The organism is Nannocystis sp. RBIL2, assembly GCF_026626745.1.
Lineage (GTDB): Bacteria > Myxococcota_A > Polyangia > Nannocystales > Nannocystaceae > Nannocystis.
In genome coordinates, this window is record NZ_JAPNJW010000001.1 from 3,027,064 (window position 1) to 3,050,712 (window position 23,649).

Below are 23,649 nucleotides of genomic sequence, written 5' to 3' on the forward strand. Positions count from 1 at the left end.
TCCCGTCCGCCGCAGAAGCCCACGATCGTCGAACGGTGCCGGCGGGCCGCGGTCGGGGTCGCTGGCCCGCACAGTCGAGTTCGCTGGCGGGCCGCGGACGATCGTCAATCTGACACTATCGTCATACTGCGTGAAACGCATTCACCGCAGATCGCCTGCGAGCCCGACCGGGCGAGCCCCGCGATGTCCGCCCGGCCGCCGCCTCGGACACCGCTTCGCTGCACGGAGCGGCGCTTTCGTGGCTATGTCCGCCGACCGGGCCGGTCGGACACGTCGCCGCCGATTGATTGGGGTGACCTCGATCACGACCATGATTCAGCGATCAGGTGACCTCCGGTGATCGGGGAATTCACCGGTCGCGTTCGTCGCGCAATGCGCGGTCCCCCCGCGTGAGAGCGGAGATACACACATCGCAATCCCGAGAATGCGCGCGAAGTGTACACATGTGGGGGCCTAGGGCCGCACACGGAACGGCGTTGGGGGCGGTGTTGCACCGTCCTCGCCGATGGATCACGAATATCTTCCCGAGATCGGCGTGACTATGAGCGGACGCGGCGACGAAAAAATAATGGTGCCTGGACGAGGCCGATCGTGCATTCTCAGTACCGCTTCGTGGGCGCGAATGGCGCCTCCGAGTGAGCGCATTCGTACGCGCGGACGAATGCGCGTCCGTCCACCATTCCTTTGGTCATTACCCGCAATAAAGAGAGAACGTCATGAGCAAGAACGACAAGAAGAGCAAGAAGCAGCTGAAGGACCTGTTCATCGAGGACCTCGGCCAGGTCACCGGCGGCAAGGGCCCGATCTACACCACCCTCGCCATCGGCGAGGAGGGTCCGGAGGCGACCACGCTCGCCATCGGTGAGGAGGACCCGCCGATGACCACCCTCGCCCTCGGCGAGGAGGACGGCCCGACCACGAAGGCGCTGGGCGAGGAGTAATCCCTCGCCGACGCCGGGGGGCGGCCTCCGCTGCCCCCCGGCGTCCGTCGCTCGCTCTTCCTTGCACCTGCAACCTCTTACCCTTCTGGCGATTTTCCCATGTCCGATTCACCGATCGTCATCGTCGGCGCGCTCTCCGACCCGCACGCGGCCGCCGTCTTCGAGGGGGTGCGCGCCCGCGGCTGCGAGCCGGTGGTGCTCGACGCCCAGCGCTTCCCGGAGGACCTGCCGATCGCGCTGGGCGAGGCGCCCGAGGACATCGTGATCGAGGGCCGGCGGATCGGTCGGCCCGCGGCGGTGTACGTGCGCAGCCTCTACCAGAGCCCGGCCGCCTACGGCGTCGACGCCGACGAGGCGATGAAGGAGGACTGGCGGCGCACGACTCTGGCGTTCCGCGAGCGCTCGACCCTGCTGTCGGCGATCCTGCTGCGCTGGGAGGCCCAGGGCGCCGCGTTCTACAACCCCTCGTCGAACGGCCACAACATCACCAAGCCGTACCAGCTCGCGCTGCTGCAGGCCGCGGGCCTGCCGGTGCCGGCCACCCTGTGGAGCAACGACCCGGCGGCAGTGCGGCGGTTCTGCGACGTCCACGGCTCCGTCGTCTACAAGCCGGTCGCCGGCGGCGCGGCGACCCGCAAGGTCGAGGCGAAGGACCTCGGCGACGAGCGTCTCGACAAGCTCCGGGCCGCGCCGGTGTGCTTCCAGGAGCTACTGCCGGGCGACGACGTGCGCGTCTACGTGATCGACGGCCGGGTCGTGTGCGCCCTGCGGATCGTCACCGACGCGATCGACTTCCGCCAGCACGAGCAGCGCATCGATCCCATCGCGCTCGACGACACGGTCCAGCGCGAGTGCGTGCGCGCGGCCGAGATCATCGGCTTGCGCTACACCGGCATGGACATCAAGGCCGACCGCCACGGCCGCTACAAGATCCTCGAGCTGAACCCCTCGGCGATGTTCCTCGGCTTCGAGGCGCGCGCCGGCGTCGACATCCGCGGCCCGCTGTGCGACGCTCTCGTCGCGCATCGGGCCCAGCGCGGCGCGTGAAGGACACCGTGAGCGAGCCCAGCAACACCGAGGCGGCCGACCAGGCCGCCCGCCGCGTCATCTTCCGCGGCGCGGCGCTCGAGGCCCACCGCCGCGCCTCGCGGCCCGGGCACCCGCTGCACATCGTCCCCACGTGGACGCGCTGGGCCGTCACAGTGACGATCTTGCTGGTCGGCGCCGGCCTCGTGTTCGCCGCCACGGTGCGCGTCGGCGAGTACGCCGAGGGCCGCGCGGTGGTGCGGCGCGAGGGTCGATTGGTCGTCACCACCTCGGCCTCGGGCACCGTGCAGACCATCCCGGTGCGCCTCGGCCAGCGCGTCGAGGCCGGCGAGGTGCTGGTGCGCCTCGACGACGCCTCGCAGCAGGCCGAGCTCGCGCGGGTCGAGCGGGAGTACGAGCAGCGCCTGGTCGAGCTGCTGCGCGCCCCGGCCGACGACAGTCGGCGCGAGCGGTTGGCCGCGCTCGACGGGCAGTTGCAGCTCGCGCGCGCGCGCGCGGCCGAGCGCTCCGTGGTCGCGCCGGAGCCCGGCGTGGTGTCCGACGTGCGCGTGCGTCCGGGCCAGGCGCTGGCGCCGGGCGACGCCGTCGTCGCGGTCGAGCAGGACGCCGCGCAGACCGTGGTCGTCGGCCTGTTCCCCGGCCATTATCGACCGCTGCTCGGCGCCGCCGACACCCGCGTCTCGCTCGCCCTCGAGGGCTTCCCCGACAGCCGCCAGGACGTCGTCGTGCGCTCGGTCGCCGACGAGGTCGTCGGTCCGGCCGAGGCCATGCGCTACCTCGGGCGCGATCGCGAAGGAGCGCTCGCCTTGAACGGCCCGGTGGTGGTCGTGGTCACCGTCTTGCCGTCCGACACCTTCGTCGCCGACGGCACCGAGTACCGCGTATACGACGGCATGCAGGGCACGCTCGAGGCCAAGGTGCGCTCGGCGACGCTGCTGGAGACCCTGGTCCCGGCGCTGCAGCACCTTTAACCTTCGGCGGCCGCCATGAGCACCTCGCCCGAGCCCGACCGCGCGCTGTCTCGCCGCTTTCCGGCGCTGAGCCGGCTCGGCGCGCCCGGCCCGCGCGGGCAGCTCGAGCACGTGCAGCAGATGACCGCCGCCGACTGCGGCGCCGCCTGCCTGGCGATGGTCCTGCGCTACTACGGCCGCGAGGTCGGCCTCGACGAGCTGGCCACCGCCATGGGCGCCGACCACAACGGCGTCAGCGCGCTCGGCATCCTCCGCACTGCCCGCAGCTACGGCTTGCGCGGCCGCGGCGTGCAGGTCGAGGACCTCGACGACCTCGGCCTCGTCCCGCGCGGCGCCGTCCTGCACTGGGAGTTCAACCACTTCGTCGTGTTCGATCGCCTCGACCGGCGCGGGATCCACATCCTCGATCCTGCCCACGGCAGGCGGCGGATCACCCCCGCCGAGTTCGACCAGGCCTTCACCGGCGTCGCCCTCCTGCTCGAGCCCGGCGAGGCCTTCGCGCCCGAGCGGCGGCAGCGGCCGCTCGTGCGCCGCTACCTCGGCAAGATCCTCGCGCACCCGGCCCTGTGGACCCGCTCCTTGTTGATGTCGGTGCTGGTCCAGCTGCTCGCGCTGGCGCTGCCGCTGATGACCACCTTGCTGGTCGACCGCATCATCCCGCGCGGCGACATCGACCTCCTGCAGGTCCTCGTCGCCGGCCTGGCGATGATGGTCGTCTTCACCTTCATCAGCTCGTGGGTGCGGGCCAACCTGCTCGTCCAGCTGCGCACCTTGCTCGACGCCGACATGACGATCGGCTTCCTCGACCACCTCGTCGACCTGCCCTACGCCTTCTTTCAGCGGCGCTCGACCGGCGACCTCATGCTGCGCCTCGGCAGCAACGCCGTGGTCCGCGAGATCCTCACCTCCGGCGCCCTCTCGGCGGTGCTCGACGGCACCCTCGTCAGCCTCTACCTCGTGCTCATCTTCTGGGCCAGCCCGCTGATGGGCGGCGTCGTCGTCTTGCTCGGCGCCGTGCAGCTCTCGCTCTACTGGGCCACGCGGCGGATCCAGCGCGAGCTGATGAGCGAGAGCCTGGCCGCGCAGGCCAAGACCTCGAGCTACGAGGTCGAGCTGCTCGGCGGCATCGAGACGCTGAAGAGCATGGGCGCCGAGTTCCGCGCCGTCGATCGCTGGTCCAACCTGTTCGTCGACGCGCTCAACGTCTCGCTGCGGCGCGGCCGGCTCGACGCGCTGGTCGGCGCCTTGCTCAGCAGCTTCGGCATGGCCGCGCCGCTGGTGATCCTCGGCACCGGCGCCACCCTCGTGCTCTCGGGCGAGCTCAGCCTCGGCGCGATGCTCGGCCTGTCGGCGCTCGGCGCCGGCTTCCTCGGCCCGCTGTCGGCGCTGGTCGCGGTCACCCTCAAGTTCCAGCTGCTCGGCAGCTACCTCGAGCGCATCGAGGACGTCATGCAGTCCGAGCCCGAGCAGGACCCGACCCGGGTCAAGCGGGCGCCGAAGCTCTCGGGGCAGATCAAGACCGAGTCGATCTCCTTCCGCTACTCCGACAGCGTCCCGCCGGCCGTCGTCGACGTCTCGGTCGACATCGAGCCCGGTCAGTTCGTCGCCGTCGTCGGCGCCTCCGGGGCCGGCAAGTCGACCCTCGCCAAGCTGCTGGTCGGCCTCTACCGCCCGCAGCAGGGCCGCGTCCTCTACGACGGCCTCGACCTCGCCGGCCTCGACCTCCGCAGCGTGCGCGAGCAGCTCGGCGTCGTCACCCAGCGCGGCGAACTGTTCGGCGTGTCGATCCGCGACAACATCGCGCTCGGTCGGCCCGACATGACGCTCGAGGAGGTGATCGAGGCCGCCCGCGCCGCGTCGATCCACGACGCGATCGCCGCCCTGCCGATGGCCTACGAGACGATCCTGGCCGACGGCGGCGCCTCGCTGTCGGGCGGTCAGCGCCAGCGGCTCGCGCTCGCGCGCGCCCTGGCCGGCAAGCCCGCGATCCTCCTGCTCGACGAGGCCACCAGCAACCTCGACACGATCAGCGAGGCCGCCATCCAGCGCTCGCTCGCCGCCCTGCAGTGCACGCGGATCGTCATCGCCCACCGCCTCAGCACCGTGATCGCCGCCGACGTCATTTTGGTGATGGACCAGGCCCGCCTGGTCGACGCCGGCCGCCACGACGAGCTGCTCGGCCGCTGCCTGCAGTACCGCCGGCTGTACGAGAAGGGGGCGGCGTGAGGCGGTTCCAGCCTCATGTTCTTTCGGCCATGTCGTCGAGGGCATGTCTCCTCGGCCGTGTCTCTTCGGGCATGTCCTCGGTGACATGCAGCCAATCGCCGCCGCGGCTCGCCGCGCTACCTGTCCATTCGTCCATGTCCGCCTCACCATCTCGCGCGCGCCTGACGACGTGGCTGACGGCCCTTCTGCTGACCGCCTGCAGCGAGCCCGCGCCCGCGCCGACCGCCGCCCCGGCCGAGCAGGCCGCCGCGCCCGCCCCCGCCCCTGCGCCCGCCCCCGCGCCGATGGTCGGCGTCCTGGTGCCCGAGGCGGAGGTCGTCCTGGTCTCGTCGGGCTTCTCGCGCCTGGCGCGGCTCGACCTCGAGGTCGGCGATCACGTGAATCAGGGCGACGTCGTCGCCGAGATGGACGTGCGCGGCGATCGCAGCGAGCTGGCGATGGCGACCGCCGCGTGGAAGGCCTCGAGCGCCGAGCTCGAGCGGCTCGAGCTCGAGCTCGAGCGGGCGAAGATGGTGCGCGCCGACGTCGAGCAGCTCGAGGACTACGTCTCGCGCGCCGAGCTCCGCGAGCAGCGCTACGCCGAGAAGCTGGCGGCCGCGCGCAAGCGCGGGGCCGGCGCCTCGATGTGGCAGCAGCGCAGCAAGATGGAGGAGGCCACCGCGCGGATCGCCGAGGCCGAGCTGCGGGCCCCCTTCGCCGGCGTGATCGCCAGCCGCCACGTCGACGCCGGCGCCACCTTGACCGCAGGCGAGCCGGTCGTGCGCCTGATCTCCGACGCCCGCGTGCTCCGCTTCGCCGTCCCCGAGGCCCGCAGTCAGGCCCTGCGCCTGGGCGCCCCCGTCACGGTCCGCTTCGCCGACGACCCCGAGCTCGCCGGCGAGGTGATCACGATCGCCCCGGAGATCGAGGTCGGCACCCGGCTGATCTTCGCCGAGGCCCGCCTGCACGGCGCCGAGCCGGCCGCCCTCCGCGTCGGCACCGTCGCCCAGGTCCGCTTCGGCGGCGAGTGACCTGTCCTTCAGGACATGCCGCGCGCGAAACCTCCCGCTCGCCCCGCGCATCCGAGTCGACGACCATGCCTCGCGCCCGCTCCCGCCTCACCCCTCCGTCCTTTCGCCGGTTCGCCTCGCTGGGCCTGGCCGGTCTGCTCTCGCTGGCGTGGACCGCCTGCAAGCCTGCCACTCCGTCCACGGCCCCCGCCTCGGCCGAGGCGCCCGCGGTCCCCGTCGCCCTGACCACCGCGATCTTCGTGCGTCACGGCGAAAAGGCCGCCGACGACCCGAACGACCCGAGCCTGAGCCCGGCCGGCGAGGCCCGCGCCAAGGCCCTGGCCGAGCTGCTCGGCCACGCCGGCGTCACCCACCTGTTCGCCAGCGAGTACCGGCGCACCCAGGACACCCTGCGCCCGCTCGCCGACGCCGCCGGCCTGCAGATCACAGTCCTGCCCGCGTCCGCCCCGCAGGAGCTCGTCGCGGCCCTGCGCGCCCTCCCGGCCGGAGCGATCGCCGTCGTCGCCGGCCACTCGAACACGGTGCCCGGCCTGATCGACGCGCTCGGCGGCCAGGTACGTGACACCGTCGAAGCTGGCGGCCAACCCTCGCTCCCCGACGACGCCTACGATCGCCTGTTCGTCGTCACCCTGCCCGTCGCGCCCGCGACCGGCCAGACCCAAACCCTCGAATTGCGGTACCAGGGCAAGCCCTCCGCCCCGTGATTCCCCCCGCCGGGGGAATCCTCCGTCCGGGCCCCCCCAGCGCGCCGCGCCGAGATCTCCCGTGAGCGCGCGGGTCGCCGCGCGCCCCCGTCGGCGCCGCGAATGACGTTAAGCGAGCACGCGCAGATCCAGCAACGTCGATAACGTTCACGACCGCGCGAAATCAGCGATCTGACCGGCGTCCGGGATCATCGGCCGACTCGCCATTGTCGCAGCGTCGGGGTTGTTTACAAGGTCATCTTTGGCGATTTCGCACTCTACGTATTTCGCCGCGCCGGCTCGACGCATACGTCCGCCGCATCTTTTTTAAAGCGTGACGAATTGCTTTCGGCGTATGGTGCGGTCGCGAGTTTCGACCGCCGCGAGCACCACGGCCCCGCCGTGCGTGCAGGGCGGGCTCGTGCCTCGATCGGCGCAATGGCGCGTCGAGGCGACTATCTGCATTGCCGCCACCCGACCGCGAACCCAGGAGCCGCCATGATCACCTCGAAGTCCACCCAATGGACCACCTTTCAGACCCCCGCCTGCCAGGTCGATTTCCCCGACGGCACGCTACAAAACCGGATGAACACGCTGTGGAACACCAACCTCAGCGGGTTCACGCGCCAGGGGATCACGGGCAACCCGTGGACCGCCACCAATTCCAGCGATCAGACCTGGTATTTCGACCCGACCACCACCGACATCAGCGAGGGGCAATACGCCCAGATCGTCTGGTCGCCGGTGCCGGGGCGGATCAAGTACTACTTCCCGAACACCTCCAACGCCGACGTGTGGTCGCTGGCCGACACCGGCTATGACACCAAGGGCCAGACCTTCGGCCAGATCCCGGCCGACCCGTGCGACGCCTCGGACACCGCCACGATCCCGTACGGCCCCTACGGCCCGCGCGGCTGGCAGGACGAGTATTGCGAGTGGAGCATCACCCGCAACGCGCAGGGCCAGATCGTCCGCATCGACTTCACCTGCGAGAACCCGGAGTACTGGAACACGCTGTGGATGGTGAGCCCGCAGCGGGTCGTCGAGCTGTACCGCAGCACCCTCGACAAGCCGCAGGTCGCGCTCGAGGACCTGTACCTGCGCGACAGCGCCGGCAACCCGGTGATCGACGCCTCGACCGGCCGGCCCGCCTACGACCCGCTCAACAAGTGGAACCGCGGCACCGCCTCGACCACCACCGCGGGCGGCGCGATGCACCTGACCAGCACGCCCAACACCCTGCAGACCGAGATCGGCCTCGGCTCGACCGCCACCACCCCCCGCACCAGCGGCAACTCCAACCCGAACACCCTGATCTGCTGCGCCCAGTACGGCCAGATCGGCCGCAACTCCGACCCGCACATCGGCCAGAGCGTCAACCTCGTCGTCACCCCGCCCAATCCCGTCATCCCGTCGGCCAAGGCTACTCTGGCCAATCCGCCCGGCCTCTACATCCAGGCCCCCAATTTCGGCCGGATCACCGCCCCGGGCGGCGTCGACCCCCGCACCTTCTGGACCGTCAAGCGCGGCCAGCAGTCGCTGACCGACCCGGCCGGCAACCAGCTGCCCGGCAACTTCATCCTCCACGCCGTGTTCGAGGTCCCGGCCGCGCTCGGCTTCACGATCAGCGACCTCCAGGTCGACGGCGTCCAGGTCCAGTGGGCGGCCCAGATCGCCCAGACCTTCAACATGCAGATCGCCGCCATGGCCCTGCCGCAGCAGCCCGGCCCGGTCGCGCAGGCGTGCGCCGGCAGCCCCGCGGTCACGCAGGCCCAGGCGCTGCAGCTGTTCAACACGCCGGTGTTCGACGCCCTGATCGCGACCCCGGTGGACAACCCGGTCGGCCAGCCGATGAACCTCGCCAGCAACAGCACCATGATCGCGCCGCACATCGAGCCCGGCGCCGTGCGGCGGCCGCTGACGCTGGTCGTCACCGGCCTGCTCGACCCGCCGATGCTCCCGAACGTCTCGTTCGGCGCCGGGGTCAGCGTCGTCGTCGGCGCCATGCAGCGGGTCAACTACGCCATCCCCGGCAACACCTACCCGTCGGACAGCTGGGCCGTGTCGCTGCTCGTCAACGTCGCCGCCGACGCGGCCCCCGGCCTGCGCGACGCCCTCGTCAACAACCCCGGCCAGACTGCCACCATCGCCATGCCAGCGCTGCTCAACGTCGTCGACCCTGTCACCAAGGACATGGTCTGAAGACCATGTCTTCAAGACCATTGATGCTCGCCCTGCTCGGCCCGCTCGCTTGCGGCGCCGGGCAGGAGCCCGCCGAACCCGCCTCCACGCCGCGCGAGCAGCCGCCCGCGGCGAAAAAGGCCGACGCCAAGGCGCCCGACGCCGACAAGCCCGACGCCAAGGCGACCGCCGCCGGCGCGAGCGCCTCGGCCTACCAGTGCGCCGTCCCGCTGGCGCTGAACGGCACCGTCCCGCCGGACATCTACCCGCACAACAACGACCGCGACGCCAACTGCTTCGGCTGGCAGGAGTTCATCGCCCTCAACTGGCCCGTCGCCAGCGGCGCCGGCTTCGGCGACCCCGGCGACACCGGACCGGTCGCGTGGCAGGGCTACATGAGCAGCAACCAGCTGTTCCGGCCCGACGGCAGCGCCCCGCCGCCGTGGGGCACGCCGCCGACGATCACCCCCGAGTGTCTGGCCGAGGCGGGCCTGACCGCCGCCGCCGCGCGCGCCGCCGTCCCGCTGACCATGTCGACCAAGTTCTCGAGCGAGTTCGAGTCCAGCGACGGCCAGCAGGCCGCCCCGCGCAACGCCCCCGCGTGGCTCGGCGACGTCCGCGGCAACAACGTCTGGTACGAGGTCCGCGTCAGCGAGGACGAGTACGACACGATCGTCCAGAGCCAGCTGTACAACCGCGACGGCCAGGCCGCCTATTATCAAAAGAACCCGAGCACCGCCCTGGCCCTGCCGATCGGCACCTTCCAGCCCTCGGAGGTCGGCGCCCTCGAGCTCAAGGCCGCCTGGATGGAGGTCCCGAACCCGGACGACGCCCAGTGGAACCGCTACAAGTTGGCGCAGGCGGTCGTCGTCGATCCGGCCACGCAGAAGTGCCAGGCGCTGACCGTCGCCCTCGTCGGCCTGCACATCATCCACAAGACCCAGGCCCAGCCGACCTGGGTGTGGGCGACCTTCGAGCACGTCGACAACGCCCCCGACGTCGCCGACGCCGCGACGACCCAGAAAGTCTGGAACTTCTACGACCCGAGCTGCCAGCCGCGCACCGTCCAGGTCCCCGCCGCCTGCCAATACAACGACCAGGCGAGCGTCACCGTCAGCTGCGACGCCAACCTGCCGCCGCAGTACTGGATCGGCGACGGCTGCCCGGCCCCGACGCCGATCCGCGTCACCCGCCTGGCCCCGATCGACAGCGACTCCCAGACCGTCAACCAGACCGCGTGGACGACCATCCGCGCCGCCTACCCCGATTCGGTGTGGCTCAACTACCAGGTCGTCGCGGTGCAGTGGAGCACCAACCCGCCCCCGCAATCGAGCCAGCCGGTCAGCGTGCCGCAGGTGTTCAACAGCCCGTCGCCCGACTCGAACCTCGCCAACACGGTGCTCGAGACCTACGACCAGCGCAGCAAGTGCATCGACTGCCACCAGTACGCCACCATCTCGGGCAGCACCACCCTGCCGTCGGACTTCAGCTTCGCGCTGCAGGACGCGCAGCCGGTCACGACCGGCAAGCCGAAGCCGCTCAAGACCGCCGCAGTGAAGGCCGGCTACCGGCCCCTGCGACGGATCATCGAGTGACCCGCCGGGCCACGTGAATGCCCCTTCGGGCATGTCCCACGCGACATGCCCGAAGGGTCACCTAAACGCCCGGGCAGCAGTCCCCGCCGTCGCTGCCGAGAGCGCACAGGTCTTTAGAAAGCCGACCTCGTCGCACATTCACCGGCCTCCACGGACGCGGACCGCGAATCACGTCGGCGAAGCGAATGTCGTGTGTGAGCATCGGCGACGCACCGCGAGGCGCCCTCCTCCGCTGCCATCAATCTACCGGGCTCTGTGCGGCTCCTGTCATTTGCATCAGGCGCCTCGGACAGTTGTCCGTAGCGTCTCACGCGACGTCATGGCAATCTGGCCCTCCTCCGGGCATGCCCGACCCATCTGCCACTGGTTCGTCCCCCCTGCTGCGGGGGGTATTTGCCGTCCGTAGCCAGGATCACGACGTGGTGCGGCGGGCGCGCTCGTTCATCACCCTGTGCATCACCTTCGCGGCGATCACGGTGCTTCTGGCGATTCCGATCGCCCTCGCCGATCCGGCCGGCGACCTGCCGATGAGCTTCGTCGTGCTCACCTCGGTGATCGCCAATTACACCATGGGCATTCTGCTCGCGCGGCGCGGGTGGGTCGACCTCGCGGGCATCTTCGTCAGCGCCAACCTCAGCGCCAGCGTCGCTATCGCCATCCTGTTCCGCTTCCGCGAGCTCAACGACGGCATCTGGTTCATGGCCCTGGGCGTCATCATCTCCGGGCTGGCCCTGCGTCCGCGGCTGATCTGGTGGATCCTCGGCTTCAACCTCGGCCTCACCACCCTCATGCTCGTGTTCGTGCCGCCGAGCGCCGCGGGGCCGTACTACAACTTCGGCAAGCTCATGATCCTCGACGCCTTGCTGGTGACGACGGCGATCGCCGCCTTCATCGACGCCACCCGCAGCCGCGATCTGTTCCGCCGCCAGGAGCGCGCGGTCGAGGACATCAAGACCGCCCGCGAGCGCGCCGAGCAGGCCAACGCCACCAAGAGCGTGTTCCTCGCCAACATGTCGCACGAGCTGCGCACCCCGCTCAACGCGATCATCGGCTTCTCCGAGATGCTGCAGGAGGACGCCGACGACCCCGGCGTGCGCGCCGACCTCGGCAAGATCCACGGCGCCGGCCAGCACCTGCTCGCCATCATCAGCGACATCCTCGACCTCTCCAAGGTCGAAGTCGGCAAGCTCGAGGTGCGGGCCGACTGGTTCGACCTCGACGAATTCCTGGCCCGCCTGCACGGCCTCGCAGTCCCGCTCGCCGCGGCCCAGCGCAACTCCTTCACCCTCATTGGCGCCGCCTCCGGCACCGTGTTCACCGACGAGCTGCGCCTGCGCCAGGCCCTGCTCAACCTGCTCAGCAACGCCTGCAAGTTCACCCAGCGCGGCGCGATCGAGCTCCGGGTGCGCAGGCGCATCGCTCGCGGCGAATCGTGCCTCGAGTTCGAGGTCGCCGACACCGGCATCGGCATCGCCGAGGACGACCTCGAGCGGATCTACATGCCCTTCGTGCAGGTCGACGACTCGCCCACGCGCCGCCAGGGCGGCACCGGCCTCGGCCTCACCCTCACCCGCGAGATCGTCCTGCTGCTCGGTGGCACCATCCAGGTCGACAGCACCGTCGGCGTGGGCACCACCTTCACGCTCACGGTCCCGCGCCGCTGGTCGCCGGACGCCGCGGTCGCCCCGCAAGCCGAGCCCGTCGCCAGCGAGGTGCCCGCCGCGCTCGCCGGCTGACGCGCGGCGCCGCTGCCCCCGCCTGCGCATTTGCTCGCCTCGATCGTAACCGCCGCCACGACCCCCCGGTGCGACGAGGTACGGCACCGGTGATCCGCGCAACCCTTGGCGGTCGGAGGAAGCGATGGGACATCATCACCACAAGCGCGGCCAGAACTGCAATCACGGCTGGTGGGCGACCTCGGACGACGCCGGCCATCACCACCACAAGCGCGGCCACGACTGCGTCCACGGCGTGTGGGCCACCGACTCGGTCGACGGCCATCACCACCACAAGCGCGGCGGCGACCGCGTCGAGCACCACCAATGGGCGACGGGCGAAGACGTGGCCGACGACCGGCACCTGACCGACGAGGAATTCCCGGACGATCCGTCGCTCGAGGTCGATCTATCGACCACCGACCGCCGCTCGTACGCGCAGATCGAGGCCGAGCTGGCCGCCCTCGATCCGCCGCAATGACGCACCGACGCGGACCGCCCAGCGACGCCGACGACCCTCGACAGTGCGAGGCCCCGAGGTCCTCGGGCTCGCCAAGGGAGCCGATGACGTTCCAGCCGGCTGGTTGCGCCACCGCTGGACGGCGTCACTCTGCCAGGCCATGAACGTTTATGAAGCAGTCACGAGCCGCCGGGCAGTACGTGGATTCACCGACCAGCCCGTGTCGCGGGAGGTGCTGCAGCGCGTGCTCTCTGCTGCAGCCTGGTCGCCGTCCGGATCGAACATCCAGCCGTGGAACACCTACGTCGTGACCGGCGGGCCGCTGGCGGAGCTCAAGAAGCTCGCCGTGGAGCGCGTGGCTGCCGGCGACCCCTGGGACGAGCGGGAGTTCGAGATGTACCCGCCGGTACTGAAGTCGCCGTACGGGGAGCGCCGATCCGCCTTCGGCAGGGAGCGCTACGCTTCGCTCGGCGTCGCTCGCGAGGACTGGGAGGCGCGGAAGAGGGCCGCGATCGCGAACTGGGACTGTTTCGGCGCGCCCGCCGCCCTGTTCTGCTACATCGACCGCGATCTGGGCCCACCCCAATGGGCCGACATCGGCATGTATCTGCAGACCATCATGCTGCTGCTGCGCACCGAAGGGCTGCACAGTTGCCCGCAGATGGCGTGGTCGCAGGTTCGCAAGACCGTCGCGCGCGTCCTGTCCCCCCCGGACGCGCTCGTCCTCTTCTGCGGCATGTCGATCGGCTACGAAGACGCCACGGTCAGTTATCCTCGTACGGGCCGGGCGCCGCTCGACGAGACGGTCACGTTCGTCGACGGTTAGAACAGACGACACGCGCGATCGCAAGGGCTCCCGTCTCGCCGCGACAGCGAAAACGCCGCGTCGACGCCCCAGGAGCCGCTCGCCCTTTTTCGCGGCTAAAACCCGTCGCGATCGGTCTGCGTCAACAGCATCTGCAGCCCGCGCGACGGCCCGCCGTTGAGGTCCTGCGGCATCGCGCGCAGCAGCTCGAGCACCGCCGTCCACAGCCCGCGCGCCTGGCAGGCCGCGAGCAGCGGCTGATTGCGATACGAGCGCTTGCCCTTGCTGATCGCCATGAACGCGCGGTGCGCCCCCGCCAGATCGTCGTGCCCGGCCAGCACCCCCGTGACCTCCTCGAGCGCGATGTCCGGGTAGCCCTCTTCGCGCGCCAGCTCGATCGCCTGATCGAGCAGCGTCGCGCTGACCTCCGTCAGCCCGCCGCGCGCCGCCAGCCCTGCCAAGTGCTGGCTCGTCCTGCGCTGCTTCGGCAGCTCCTCGCGTGTGCGCGTGAACCACTCCTGCCACTTCGCGTGCTTCGGGTCGAGCTCCGCCAGCACCCCCGCGCGCACCTCGAACCGCTCGAGCGGCGTCTCCACGAGCCGCTCGAGCTTCTCCGCCGCTTCGAACCGCCCGAGCCGCGCAGCAGCGCCGGCGAAGTTGCGGAGGAACCCGTAGTCGCCCTCCTTGTGCAGCTTCGACGCCTTGGCGATCTTCTCGAAGGGACCCGCGGCCTGCTCCGGGGCCACGCGCGCCAGCGCCAGCAGGAACTCGGCGCAGCTCGTGTACTTCGGCGCCAGCTCGTCCTTCGCCACCGCCTCCGCGCGCGCCGGCTCGCCCGCGGCCGCGATCGCAGTCATCAGGCGCACGAGCCCCGCCGACTTCGACAGCCCGTCGAATTCATCGAGCCACGCGCGCGCCGCGTCCCACTCTTTCAATACGATGAGTCGCTCCAGCCCGCGGTCGAGCAACGAGAACTCGTTGTGCGCCCCGCGGCCCTTCATCTTCGTCACCAGGTGCTTCAGCTCCGCCGCCGAAGCGCGCGGGCAGATCGCAGAGAACGCCGCCCGCGTCTCGGTCCACGACGGCTCCTTCTCGCCGTCGGCGAGCACGTCGATGGCCTCGCGGATCCGCCCCACCGCCGCCAGCGCCTCCGCGACCACGCGCCGGTTCTCGCTCGCGTTGTGCTCCGGATCGGCCTTTGCGATCGCCGAGGCCAGCAGCGCCTCGCCGTCCGCCTTCTCCCCGAGCAGCACCCAGCCCGCCCCGATCATCGCCTGCGGCGGCGCAGGCGAGCGCGCCTTGGCCTCCTTCCGCTTCAGCAGCTTCTCCGCCTCGCGCAGCCAGCGGCGCAAGATCCCCGTCTGCACGTCGGTCAGCGGCGGCCCTTCCTTTCGCAACGTCAGCGCCGCCACCACCGTCTCCGCGTGGGCCCGCGCCGCGAACCATGGGTCCGTCCACTCCTTCCAATTGCCGCGCGCCTCGATCGCCTCCGCAGCGCGGTCGAACAGCCCCAGCGCCATCATCCGCTCGGCCAGCTTTCGCCGGTAATCATTCCCGTGATAGCCGTCACCGATCGTCTGCACCCCCTGCTCGACCAGCGCCGCCACCTCGTCGATCGAACCACCGGGCGGCGGCCACTTCACCTTGGTCGCGCGCGCCGGCGCGGCCGCCTTGCCCTTCTTGCCGAACTTGCGCTTGAACGCCGCCGGCACCGCCGGATCGCCCGCTGCTGCCGTTGCGTCGGGCCACACCTTCGCCTCGCCCCAGCGCCACGGCCACGCCCACTTGCGCTCCACGACCCACGCGATCTTGCCGTCGACCTCGGCCACCGTCGCGCTCGCCTCCGCCGGACCTACCACCACGCCTTCCGGCAGCGCCGCAGCCACGCGTTCTCGGTCGAGCGGGAACGCCGGGTTCCAGTCCCACGTCGAACCGTAATCGTCGCCGTCGGTCATCAGAGGGCTCTCGCCGCTGGCCTCGACCGCCGGCTGGAAGCGACCGATCTCCGCCCCGTCGCGGTCGCGCAGGAACGCCAGCCCCTTCGCCGAGTGGCAGACCAGCACCCCGTCGCCGTACGCCACGCCGCCGCTCGGCTCGGCGATGTCGAGCAGCCGGTTCGGCTTGTCGCCGAGCTCCCAGATCTGCAGGCGCCCCTTCACCGAGATCGCCGCCGCGCGACCGTCGGGGCGCCACGAGAAGCCGTACTTCTCGCCCTCGTCCTCGTCCTCGTCCTCCCCGGCCTTCAGCGCCGGCACGTCCGGGCTGTAGCGGTACTCGCCGCGATCGTAGATGAAGATCCCAGGCTCCGCGCCCCACTTGTTCCCCGGTTGCACGATCGCCGCCAGCCGCGACCCGTCGCGCGAATAGATCAGCGACTCGGCGCCCACGTGCATCGGCAACTTCCCGTTGGGCATACCGGTGCTCGCGTCGTAATAGACGATGCCCGCCGGGTGCATCGCGAACTCGGTCCCGTCGGGCGAGAACGACACCGGCTCGTGTGCCTTCGCCTCCCACGCGATCTTCCCCGTCTTCGCGTCGAGCGCGAACAGCTGCGACCACCCGCTGTAACCGACGATGCGATCGGGGTGCGACCAATCGATGCCCTTGAGCGGCTGCAGCCGCGGCTCCGAGTTCGGGTCGCTCGGGTCGGTCAGCCCCGCAGACTCGCACCAGCGCGGCTGCGGCCGGCGCCCGACCAGCGGCACGATCGCCCCCAGGGCCAGGTTCGGCCCCCAGCAGGCGATGTACACGTCGCGGCTGTTCGGCGACCACGCCCACGACGGCGGCCGGCTCCACCCGTCAGTCACGTACGCGCACGAATCGGGCTCGCCCGTCTTGCCGAACGGATCGAAGCTGCCGACCCCGTTGGTGTCGAACGCCAGGCCGACGCGCTTGCCGTCGGGCCGCCATTGAATGCAGCCGCCGTAATCGGGCCAGCCGACGCCGCCGTGGATCCGCAGCAGGTTCACGCAGCGGCCGGCGCGGACGTCCCAGATCTGCAGCACCCCGCCGCGGTCGTAGTCGTCGCCGACCCACGACCCGGTGGCGAGGAAGCGCCCGTCGGGCGACAGCTCGCTATATTCGACCTCCACGTCGTGCCCGTGCGCGTGCCCCAGCGCCGCGTGCGGCCGCAGGCGCGCAGTCGCGGCCCGGTGCGCCGCAGTGATCCCGTGCGCCGCCTCGTGGGCGTACAGCGCCTCGCGCAGCGGCGGCAGGTCGCGGTCGGCAGCGAAGTCGTCCCACGGCAGCGCCTCGATCGCGGCCGCCAGCGTCGACCCGGGCGCATTGCCGTCGAGCCCGGCGAACCCCGAGACCGCCGCCTCGGCCCCCGCCGCGCTGTCGCTGCCGTCGTCACCGGCCAGCACCGCCATCAGCTCCGCCTCGCCGAGCACCGTGATCCCGAGCCGCCCCGCCGCGTCGATCTTGCTGCCGGCCTTCTCGCCGGCGAACAGGATGTGCGTCGTCTTGCCGACGCTGCCGCCGATCTTGGCCCCGAGCGCCGCCAGCTGCTTCTCCGCCTCGGCGCGCTTCAACTTGGAAAAGGTCCCCGTGAGGACGACGGTCTTGCCGCGGACATCGATGGCCATTGGCTCCGATGTACCCGTTTTCGCGCCCCCGATCCATCACCCGCGCCAGCCCCCGGTCGACGCGTCGCCGGGTGGCTCGTCGGCCTCGACTTTCGCCTGGAGCGGAAGGCGACCCGACGTCACGCCGCGATCACGCACCGCCACTGCGATGGACGGCCTTGTACAGGCGCAGACGGACGCGCGCGGCGGCGCTGTCCAGCGGCGCCTGCTTGGCGTGGCGGCGGGCGATCGCCAGCGCGTCCTCCCCCCTGCGACTGGTCGCCGCGACCCGGGCGCCGTGGGTCAGCAGGAGCTCGACCAGCTCGAGGCGACCGTGCTCACTGGCCATCATGAGCGCGTCGTAACCGTTGTCGTCGCGCAGCTCGAGGCGAGCGCCCAGGTCCAGCAAGGTGCGCACGCTGGCGAGCGCGCCGTTCATGGTGGCGACGTGCAGGCTCGACCAGCCGGAGCTCTCGGTGGCATCGATATCGGCACCGGCCGCGAGCAGGACCCGCAGCGCCGCCGGGCCGCCTGTGGCTCGCAGCAGCGGGGTCGCGCCGCTCTCGTCGCGCGTGTGGACAGAGGCGCCCGCGGCGAGAAGACGCTCCAGGACCGCCGGTGAGGCGCTCGTGGCGGCGCCGAGGAGAGCATCGTCCAGCACGGCCTGGGCCGGCGCCGCGGCGAGGGCCACCTCGAGGCCAGCGAGGTCGTCGGCGAGCGCGGCGAGGAGCAGCGGCGGGGTGCACTCGAAAAAGACGCTACGCGCCATCGGCGTGACCGCGTAGGCGTCTTCGAGCGCGGCATCGAGGCTGGCCCAGGTCTCGAGGGTATGGAAGTGGATCGCGTAGTCGCGGACGAGGTGCGCGCGGATCCGTGCGAGCGCGGGCGGAGCGTCGCCACCCCGCAGCGCGTAGTCCAGCGAAGCCACGATGAGCTTCATCAGGGCGAGGCGCTCGTCGACATCCAGCGCCTCACGCTCGTAGGCGGCGAGGAATATTTCAATGCGGTTGCGATCGGCGTGCTCGAAGTCCCAGTCCTGTCCCGAGTTGCCGACGCCCACCAGCGCGGCGACCCGATCGATCGCCGCCCTTCGCTCCCAGCGCGGCGCAGTGCGGTACATCGCCGGCCAGCGTAGACGGGGTGACTATCGCCGTCAACGGCGAGCAGCCGGCCGGAAAGCCGAGCCCGGCGAGCGCACACGCGAGGCTCGGCTCCGTCGCTACCTGTCGCTCGCCCGTCCTCCACGTCCTTGCCGGCGCCGAAAGTCTGGCGACTCGCAGCCCGCGCTAGGCACCGACCCAATACCGAAAGACTCCGACGAATCCGGGGATTCGTCGGAGTAAGCCAATCTCTACTCGGCCCGCCGGAGCGCGCGCCAAGCCCTTTCCACCGCGTGCGCGGCGGAGTCTCCGATCATGCCACGAGTGCAGCAGGCGGACGCGCCCCATTCACGCAGCCCGGTCGCGTACGGCGATTCGGACCCGCGAGCCGCGAGCGCGCCGGCGCTCCTTCAGTTCGCCTGAACGTCGCCGGAGTCGGCGCCCTCGCAGGGCCCCGACTCCGCGCCGTCGGTCTCGTAGCAGACCCCCGCGAGCTCGTCGTACACCAGCTCGGGAGCCGCCGACATCTGCTCGCCTTCGACGCACTCGGGGTCGCAGTCCTCACAAGTCGACGGCGGCGGCGGCTCCTCCCGCTGGCAGATCGGCGCGCTGCAACAAATCGCCGAGGCCGTCTGGGACGCCAGACCGACCCCGCCGAACGCCACCACGACCGCCATCATCGACCACAATTGAGCGAAACGCATAGGTACCTCCAGTAGTTTCCAGCATGTGCCGCCGTCCCCGAACAATTCGGGCGAGGCGACAAGACGAGATTCGCAGAATGAGAATAGGAGTCAAGCACGTCCGCGGCCCGTTGCCTGCGAACCATCGCCAGCGCCGTCAAGACGGCCCCTGGCGAGCGAGCGCCGCGCTCCTTGTGGGATTCCGTCGGAACGACGTATTCGCCGATCTACACCGTATCTCGACCGACTGACCTGCTACTCCGCGCAATCGGACCCGCTTCGGACATCGCCTCCATCGACGCCTGGAGGGCCGTTGGCGGGATCGCAGAAGCGTTTGGCGGGATCGCAGAAGTCGGTACGGCGAGAGGCCTGCTACCTTCATTCCAACGGGGAATCATCCACTAGCGCTCACGCGAGCCCCGTGATCGACGTGAGCGAGAAGCGTTGGCATTCATGAAAACCATTCTTCCTGCTCTCGCCCTGATGCTCTCGGCCGTGTCCTTCACCGGCTGCGATTCGAACTACGACGGCGCCGTCGAGGCCGAGGAGGCCCTGATCGACGACGAGGACGCCGCCCTGGCCCTGAAGGCCCAGAGCGACGACGAGGACGCCGAAAGCGCCCTCGAGACCGAGTTCGACCTGGCCAACGCCGGCCGCCCCACGCGGGCCCAGACCTGCGCGCAGTGGACCCCCCCTCCGGGCCTGTGCAAAAAGGCCGACATCCTGTGTCTGGACCCGGAAATCACGCCGGGCCCGTGCGCGACCCTGACGCAATGCATCAAGTGCAGCGTGGATTGGAGCGGCGAAGTTTAGGTCGACTCGCAGGCCCGAAGCTCGCCGAGAGATGCGAAGCAAAGCGCTCCGTGGCCGGGACCCCCCGGACACGGAGCGCTTTTTTTATTTACGAGAACGAAGCTCGATTCGACTCCTCAGGTTCGGAGAATGCGCAGGCTGACAACGGCCGAACGCACGGCGTCACGCGCCTCGTCCGCCGGCGCGGTCCTCGATGCTGCCTTCGATCGCGCCCGCGGCCCCCACTCTCGGGCCCGCGTCGGCGGCCTCGCGCACGCGCCGTCGCCACTCGCTCGGCGCCTCGCCGGTGAGCCGGCGAAACATCGTGCTGAAGTTTGCCAGCGAGCTCGCCCCCACCTCGAGGGCGATCGTCGTCAGCGTCAGCGACCGATCTCGCAACAGCACCTGCGCCGCGCGCACCTGGGCCGAGGCGTGCTCCGCCTGGAAGCTCGTCCCATCGTCTCGCAGCCGGCGCTGCAGCGTTCGCGTCGACAGCCCCAGCTGGCGCGCAGCGCTCTCCAGCGTCACCTCCGACAGCGGCGGGACGAGCACCCGCCGCAGGCGCTGCACGCAGTTCAGCTCGCCCATCGCCGACGCCACGATCTCTTCGAGCTCCTCGATCAGGTCCGACCGATCGCTGCGACCGACCCACGCCAGCGCCTCGCCGAGGGACTCGTGGACCGCGACCGGGTGTGTCGGGCGGACGACCTTGTCGAAGCCGGCCACGATCGCGCCGGGCAGGCCGTTCGGACGCACCCGCGCCTGGCACGTCACGAGCTCGCGGTAGAGCGGCGCGCGCGCTTGCAGATGGGCGGCGAACGCCACGAACGCCAGGGGATCGACGCTGTGTAGACGGCGCAGATCGACGAGCGAGGCGTGCGGCACGGCCTCCGGGCGCACCTCCACGTCCAGGAGCTGACAGAGCCGCCGGATCTCCGCCTCCTCGGGGCGACCCCAGATGGCCACACCGTAAAACCGCGGATCCGCGCACCAGACCACGAACGAGGTCGAGACCACGTACGAGCCGGTCGGTGCGCTTCGATACTCGGCGAGCCCCGTCGCTTGTCTCAAGCGGGCCGTCCTCGCAGGGCCCATGTCCGTCGTGCTCGGCGTGGCGCTGTCGCAAGTTCTCTGGCGGATCGGCATGTACCTCTCATACGGGGAGAGCGAACGATCCGTGACACGATTTCACCAGCGGCTCGCGACGACCCGATGGCGCCAGTCCACGGGGTCGGGCCGCCAGGGCGACCCCACCGAATCCCACCATGACCCCCGTCATCGACCCCGCTCGAGCCGAACGCATCGGTATCCTCCAGGCTTGAATCAAGCAAGTACCGCCCCCCGAGCGAGTCGGCGAGGCGACGATATGAGACTCGCAGAATGGCCATAGGAGTCAAGCGGGCGCGCGGCCCGTTGCCTGCAAACCACCGTGAACACCGTCGGGACGCCCCCGAGCGGGCGAACGCCGTGCACCTTATGCGATTGTTCGGAACGACGTATTCATCGCTCCAGATGCATTCGCGCAAGCGGATTCGCGTTCTGGTTCGCCGCCCGTCGGCATGAATGTGCATTGTTTTCCACACCTGGCATCTACCCTGGCCGCCTACCTGTAAGCCCGCTCCCGACGGCGTGTCACCGGGCAATCACCGCACCCTGGGGGGCGGTCATTCACCCCACGGAGCACTCACGCCATTTTGCGTGGCGCACGGCGAACACCTGCCCGAACGAACCTGTCTCTCGCGCCATATCCCGCCCGCCTGGCCAATCCTGCATAATCCGAGCGTTTTCGCACCTTCATTAAAATTAACGGACGGACATCATGGAAGAATTATCTTCCAATGAAGACACGCCCGATACGCCGGTTTTCTCGCCTCTAGCCGGCGAAGTCGGCCTGGAGCCGCAACCTTGCGCCTTCAGTTTAACTTGCACGGCATCTTTTTTAATGGATTCCTCCACGCAGCATGTCCCTTCGCCTCGCCTTGTACGTCCCGCTCGCGGCCGCACTCGGTCTGACCCTCGCGCCCCGCGGGGTCCTGGCCGCCCCTTGCGCGGATCTCCCGAACCCCGTGATCGGCATCGGCGGCAGCGCCAGCAAGCCGCTGCTGGCCAAGGTCGCCGCCGCACTGCACGCCATCGACGCCCCGATCGACCTCGTCTACCAGAGCCCCGGCGCCTGCTTCGGCATCACCTACTTCGTCGACGGCACCAAGATCACCGGCACCGCCAACTACTGGGACGGCGACGGGACCGAGCAGACCTGCGACCTGCCGCTGACCGGCGCCGACCCTGACTTCGGCATGCTCGGCGTCAAGGGCACCCTGTGCGAGGGCGTCGACGCCATCCCCGACGGCATCGCCGAGTTCCCGGGCCCGATCACCTCGTGGAGCCTCATCGCCTCCAACGACTCGAGCCAGACCAACATCAGCGCCGCCGCGGTCTACTTCGTCTACGGCTTCGGCGCCGCGCTCGGCCAGGTCGCCCCGTGGACCGTCGACGCCGAGCTGTACAGCCGCAACGCCACCTCCGCCGCGCTGATCGCCATCGCCCTCGGCGCCGGCATCCCGCCGACCAAGTTCAAGGGCATCGACGTCGGCACCAACCAGGCCATGATCTCGAGCGTCGGCCAGTCGCTGAACCCCGAGGCCGCGCTCGGCTTCGTCAGCACCGAGGTCGCCGACCTCAACCGTGACACCGTCCACACGCTCGCCTACCAGGCCCCCGACCAGAGCTGCGCCTACTGGCCCGACTCGACCGCGACCGGCTTCGACAAGCGCAACGTCCGCGACGGTCACTACGACCTGTGGAGCCCGTACAACTTCTACGTCCCGGTCGACGGCGGCGGCGAGATCACAAACCCCGAGACCCGGCGCCTGATCGGCTTCTTCACCGGCGCCGAGCCGCTGCCGGACGGCCTGCCGCTGCTCGACATCATCATTGACAACGGCACCATCCCGCAGTGCGCCATGCAGGTGTGGCGCGACGAGGAAATCGGTCCGCTGTACAGCCTTCAGCCCGACGCGCCGTGCGGCTGCTACTTCGAGTCGCGGGCGGCCGGCGGGACCGACTGCCAGGCCTGCGCCGGCGACGGCGACTGCTCCGGCGACGCCCCCGTCTGCCGCCATGGGTACTGCGAGGTGATCTGACCCTTGCGACCTGTCCCTCGCGCCACACACGAAGCTTCCAGGAGCCCCATGCCCATCGCTTACCCCACCGTCCGCGCCCTCGCGCTCGCCGTCGGCTTCCTCGGCGCCTGCTCCAACGAGCAGGTCGAGCCGCCCGGCGACGACACCGACGACCCCGCGACCTCCGCCACGCCGACCGGCACCCCCACCGCCACCGAGCCCGGCACCACGACCACCGAGGACCCGACCGGCACCTCAACCTCCGAGGATACCACCACCGACGACCCGCCCGACCCCATCACCGGCACCACCGGCGACCCTGCCGAGTGCGAGACGCCGGAGGGCTGCTGGAGCTGCACGCCCACCACGCACAAGCAGCACCTCAACGCGTGCACCGACGCGACCTGTGAGCCCTTCCCCAACACGAAGGACCGCCTCCCGCTGCTCGAAGACGACGGGACGCTGCCGCCGCTGCCGTGATCGCCGCTCCTCCTCGCTCCCTGTCGTGGCTCGGCGCGCTGCTCCTGGCGCTCCCGCACGTCGCCCACGCCGCGCCCTCGGTCTCGATCGAGATCGAGGACGAAGACGACGCGCCCGCGCCGACGCCTTCTCCAACGGCCCAACCGCCCAAGTCGACGACACCGACCACGACGCCGCCCAAGTCGATGACCTCGACTTCGACGCCGCCGAAGACTTCGCCCGCGCCGACGACGACCTCGCCGCCGTCGTCTGCACCATCGACCACGACCGCG

Annotated in this window: 18 protein-coding genes; 14 read left to right on the plus strand and 4 right to left on the minus strand. The window is 70.4% G+C overall.

The genetic code is table 11. The features are described from left to right. Positions 1-716 precede the first annotated feature (716 nt). The 11 genes from OV090_RS11840 to OV090_RS11890 all read left to right on the plus strand — a co-directional run bounded on the left by OV090_RS11840 (position 717) and on the right by OV090_RS11890 (position 13,655). Positions 717-941 (plus strand): hypothetical protein, encoded by a 225-nt coding sequence (locus OV090_RS11840; RefSeq protein ID WP_267703702.1) that lies wholly within the window; start codon positions 717-719, stop codon positions 939-941. A 99-nt stretch (positions 942-1,040) separates the two neighbouring features. Then, positions 1,041-1,988 (plus strand): hypothetical protein, encoded by a 948-nt coding sequence (locus OV090_RS11845; protein ID WP_267703703.1) that lies wholly within the window; start codon positions 1,041-1,043, stop codon positions 1,986-1,988. Beyond that, a complete protein-coding gene (locus tag OV090_RS11850; RefSeq protein ID WP_267703704.1) occupies positions 1,985-2,959 on the plus strand; it encodes an HlyD family efflux transporter periplasmic adaptor subunit in 975 nt (324 codons plus the stop codon). Before OV090_RS11845 ends, OV090_RS11850 begins: the two co-directional genes overlap by 4 nt. A 15-nt stretch (positions 2,960-2,974) precedes the next feature. After that, positions 2,975-5,185 (plus strand): peptidase domain-containing ABC transporter, encoded by a 2,211-nt coding sequence (locus OV090_RS11855; RefSeq protein WP_267703705.1) that lies wholly within the window; start codon positions 2,975-2,977, stop codon positions 5,183-5,185. 134 nt (positions 5,186-5,319) lie between these two features. Next, on the plus strand, positions 5,320-6,195 hold the full coding sequence (locus tag OV090_RS11860) for an efflux RND transporter periplasmic adaptor subunit (protein WP_267703706.1): 876 nt from the start codon (positions 5,320-5,322) through the stop codon (positions 6,193-6,195). 65 nt (positions 6,196-6,260) lie between these two features. Further along, positions 6,261-6,899, plus strand: a complete 639-nt coding sequence (locus OV090_RS11865) for a phosphoglycerate mutase family protein (protein WP_267703707.1) — start codon at positions 6,261-6,263, stop codon at positions 6,897-6,899. A 477-nt stretch (positions 6,900-7,376) separates the two neighbouring features. After that, the gene (locus tag OV090_RS11870) at positions 7,377-9,080 is read left to right on the plus strand and encodes a hypothetical protein (RefSeq protein WP_267703708.1); all 1,704 of its coding nucleotides are present in this window, start codon (positions 7,377-7,379) and stop codon (positions 9,078-9,080) included. A 5-nt stretch (positions 9,081-9,085) separates the two neighbouring features. Beyond that, complete coding sequence (locus tag OV090_RS11875) at positions 9,086-10,654, plus strand: cytochrome c family protein (protein ID WP_267703709.1); 1,569 nt, start codon at positions 9,086-9,088, stop codon at positions 10,652-10,654. A gap of 344 nt (positions 10,655-10,998) precedes the next feature. Further along, positions 10,999-12,390 carry an ATP-binding protein gene (locus tag OV090_RS11880; RefSeq protein WP_267703710.1) on the plus strand — a complete coding sequence of 464 codons (1,392 nt, stop codon included), beginning with the start codon at positions 10,999-11,001 and terminating at the stop codon, positions 12,388-12,390. A gap of 124 nt (positions 12,391-12,514) precedes the next feature. Then, positions 12,515-12,850: a hypothetical protein gene (locus OV090_RS11885; protein ID WP_267703711.1), complete on the plus strand. Its 336-nt coding sequence runs from the start codon at positions 12,515-12,517 to the stop codon at positions 12,848-12,850. Positions 12,851-12,989: 139 nt separating this feature from the next. After that, positions 12,990-13,655, plus strand: a complete 666-nt coding sequence (locus OV090_RS11890) for a nitroreductase (RefSeq protein ID WP_267703712.1) — start codon at positions 12,990-12,992, stop codon at positions 13,653-13,655. 95 nt (positions 13,656-13,750) lie between these two features. Here the strand turns inward: OV090_RS11890 and OV090_RS11895 are convergent, their stop codons facing one another. From OV090_RS11895 to OV090_RS11905, 3 genes are all read right to left on the minus strand, one after another. After that, positions 13,751-17,221, minus strand: a complete 3,471-nt coding sequence (locus tag OV090_RS11895) for a BRCT domain-containing protein (RefSeq protein WP_267703713.1) — start codon at positions 17,219-17,221, stop codon at positions 13,751-13,753. Positions 17,222-17,351: 130 nt separating this feature from the next. Further along, the gene (locus OV090_RS11900; RefSeq protein ID WP_267703714.1) at positions 17,352-18,320 is read right to left on the minus strand and encodes an ankyrin repeat domain-containing protein; all 969 of its coding nucleotides are present in this window, start codon (positions 18,318-18,320) and stop codon (positions 17,352-17,354) included. A 390-nt stretch (positions 18,321-18,710) separates the two neighbouring features. Beyond that, positions 18,711-19,004, minus strand: a complete 294-nt coding sequence (locus tag OV090_RS11905; RefSeq protein WP_267703715.1) for a hypothetical protein — start codon at positions 19,002-19,004, stop codon at positions 18,711-18,713. Positions 19,005-19,436: 432 nt separating this feature from the next. On the opposite strand from OV090_RS11905, the gene OV090_RS11910 reads away from it, so the two are divergent. Beyond that, positions 19,437-19,796 (plus strand): hypothetical protein, encoded by a 360-nt coding sequence (locus tag OV090_RS11910; protein WP_267703716.1) that lies wholly within the window; start codon positions 19,437-19,439, stop codon positions 19,794-19,796. A gap of 162 nt (positions 19,797-19,958) precedes the next feature. On the opposite strand, the gene OV090_RS11915 is transcribed toward OV090_RS11910, so the two are convergent. Next, on the minus strand, positions 19,959-20,921 hold the full coding sequence (locus OV090_RS11915) for a helix-turn-helix transcriptional regulator (RefSeq protein ID WP_267703717.1): 963 nt from the start codon (positions 20,919-20,921) through the stop codon (positions 19,959-19,961). An 815-nt stretch (positions 20,922-21,736) separates the two neighbouring features. Here OV090_RS11915 and OV090_RS11920 point away from each other — a divergent pair. Next, positions 21,737-22,918 (plus strand): hypothetical protein, encoded by a 1,182-nt coding sequence (locus tag OV090_RS11920; protein WP_267703718.1) that lies wholly within the window; start codon positions 21,737-21,739, stop codon positions 22,916-22,918. 48 nt (positions 22,919-22,966) lie between these two features. Beyond that, positions 22,967-23,377 carry a hypothetical protein gene (locus OV090_RS11925; RefSeq protein WP_267703719.1) on the plus strand — a complete coding sequence of 137 codons (411 nt, stop codon included), beginning with the start codon at positions 22,967-22,969 and terminating at the stop codon, positions 23,375-23,377. The last annotated feature ends 272 nt before the right edge of the window (positions 23,378-23,649 follow it).

Excerpts from the sequence above, each read along its gene's own strand:
- OV090_RS11840 (WP_267703702.1), top strand. The coding sequence starts at position 717 with ATGAGCAAGAACGACAAGAAGAGCAAGAAGCAGCTGAAGGACCTGTTC.
- OV090_RS11845 (WP_267703703.1), top strand. The coding sequence starts at position 1,041 with ATGTCCGATTCACCGATCGTCATCGTCGGCGCGCTCTCCGACCCGCAC.
- OV090_RS11855 (WP_267703705.1), top strand. The coding sequence starts at position 2,975 with ATGAGCACCTCGCCCGAGCCCGACCGCGCGCTGTCTCGCCGCTTTCCG.
- OV090_RS11860 (WP_267703706.1), top strand. The coding sequence starts at position 5,320 with ATGTCCGCCTCACCATCTCGCGCGCGCCTGACGACGTGGCTGACGGCC.
- OV090_RS11865 (WP_267703707.1), top strand. The coding sequence starts at position 6,261 with ATGCCTCGCGCCCGCTCCCGCCTCACCCCTCCGTCCTTTCGCCGGTTC.
- OV090_RS11870 (WP_267703708.1), top strand. The coding sequence starts at position 7,377 with ATGATCACCTCGAAGTCCACCCAATGGACCACCTTTCAGACCCCCGCC.
- OV090_RS11875 (WP_267703709.1), top strand. The coding sequence starts at position 9,086 with ATGTCTTCAAGACCATTGATGCTCGCCCTGCTCGGCCCGCTCGCTTGC.
- OV090_RS11880 (WP_267703710.1), top strand. The coding sequence starts at position 10,999 with ATGCCCGACCCATCTGCCACTGGTTCGTCCCCCCTGCTGCGGGGGGTA.
- OV090_RS11885 (WP_267703711.1), top strand. The coding sequence starts at position 12,515 with ATGGGACATCATCACCACAAGCGCGGCCAGAACTGCAATCACGGCTGG.
- OV090_RS11890 (WP_267703712.1), top strand. The coding sequence starts at position 12,990 with ATGAACGTTTATGAAGCAGTCACGAGCCGCCGGGCAGTACGTGGATTC.
- OV090_RS11895 (WP_267703713.1), bottom strand. The coding sequence starts at position 17,221 with ATGGCCATCGATGTCCGCGGCAAGACCGTCGTCCTCACGGGGACCTTT.
- OV090_RS11900 (WP_267703714.1), bottom strand. The coding sequence starts at position 18,320 with ATGTACCGCACTGCGCCGCGCTGGGAGCGAAGGGCGGCGATCGATCGG.
- OV090_RS11905 (WP_267703715.1), bottom strand. The coding sequence starts at position 19,004 with ATGCGTTTCGCTCAATTGTGGTCGATGATGGCGGTCGTGGTGGCGTTC.
- OV090_RS11910 (WP_267703716.1), top strand. The coding sequence starts at position 19,437 with ATGAAAACCATTCTTCCTGCTCTCGCCCTGATGCTCTCGGCCGTGTCC.
- OV090_RS11915 (WP_267703717.1), bottom strand. The coding sequence starts at position 20,921 with ATGCCGATCCGCCAGAGAACTTGCGACAGCGCCACGCCGAGCACGACG.
- OV090_RS11920 (WP_267703718.1), top strand. The coding sequence starts at position 21,737 with ATGTCCCTTCGCCTCGCCTTGTACGTCCCGCTCGCGGCCGCACTCGGT.
- OV090_RS11925 (WP_267703719.1), top strand. The coding sequence starts at position 22,967 with ATGCCCATCGCTTACCCCACCGTCCGCGCCCTCGCGCTCGCCGTCGGC.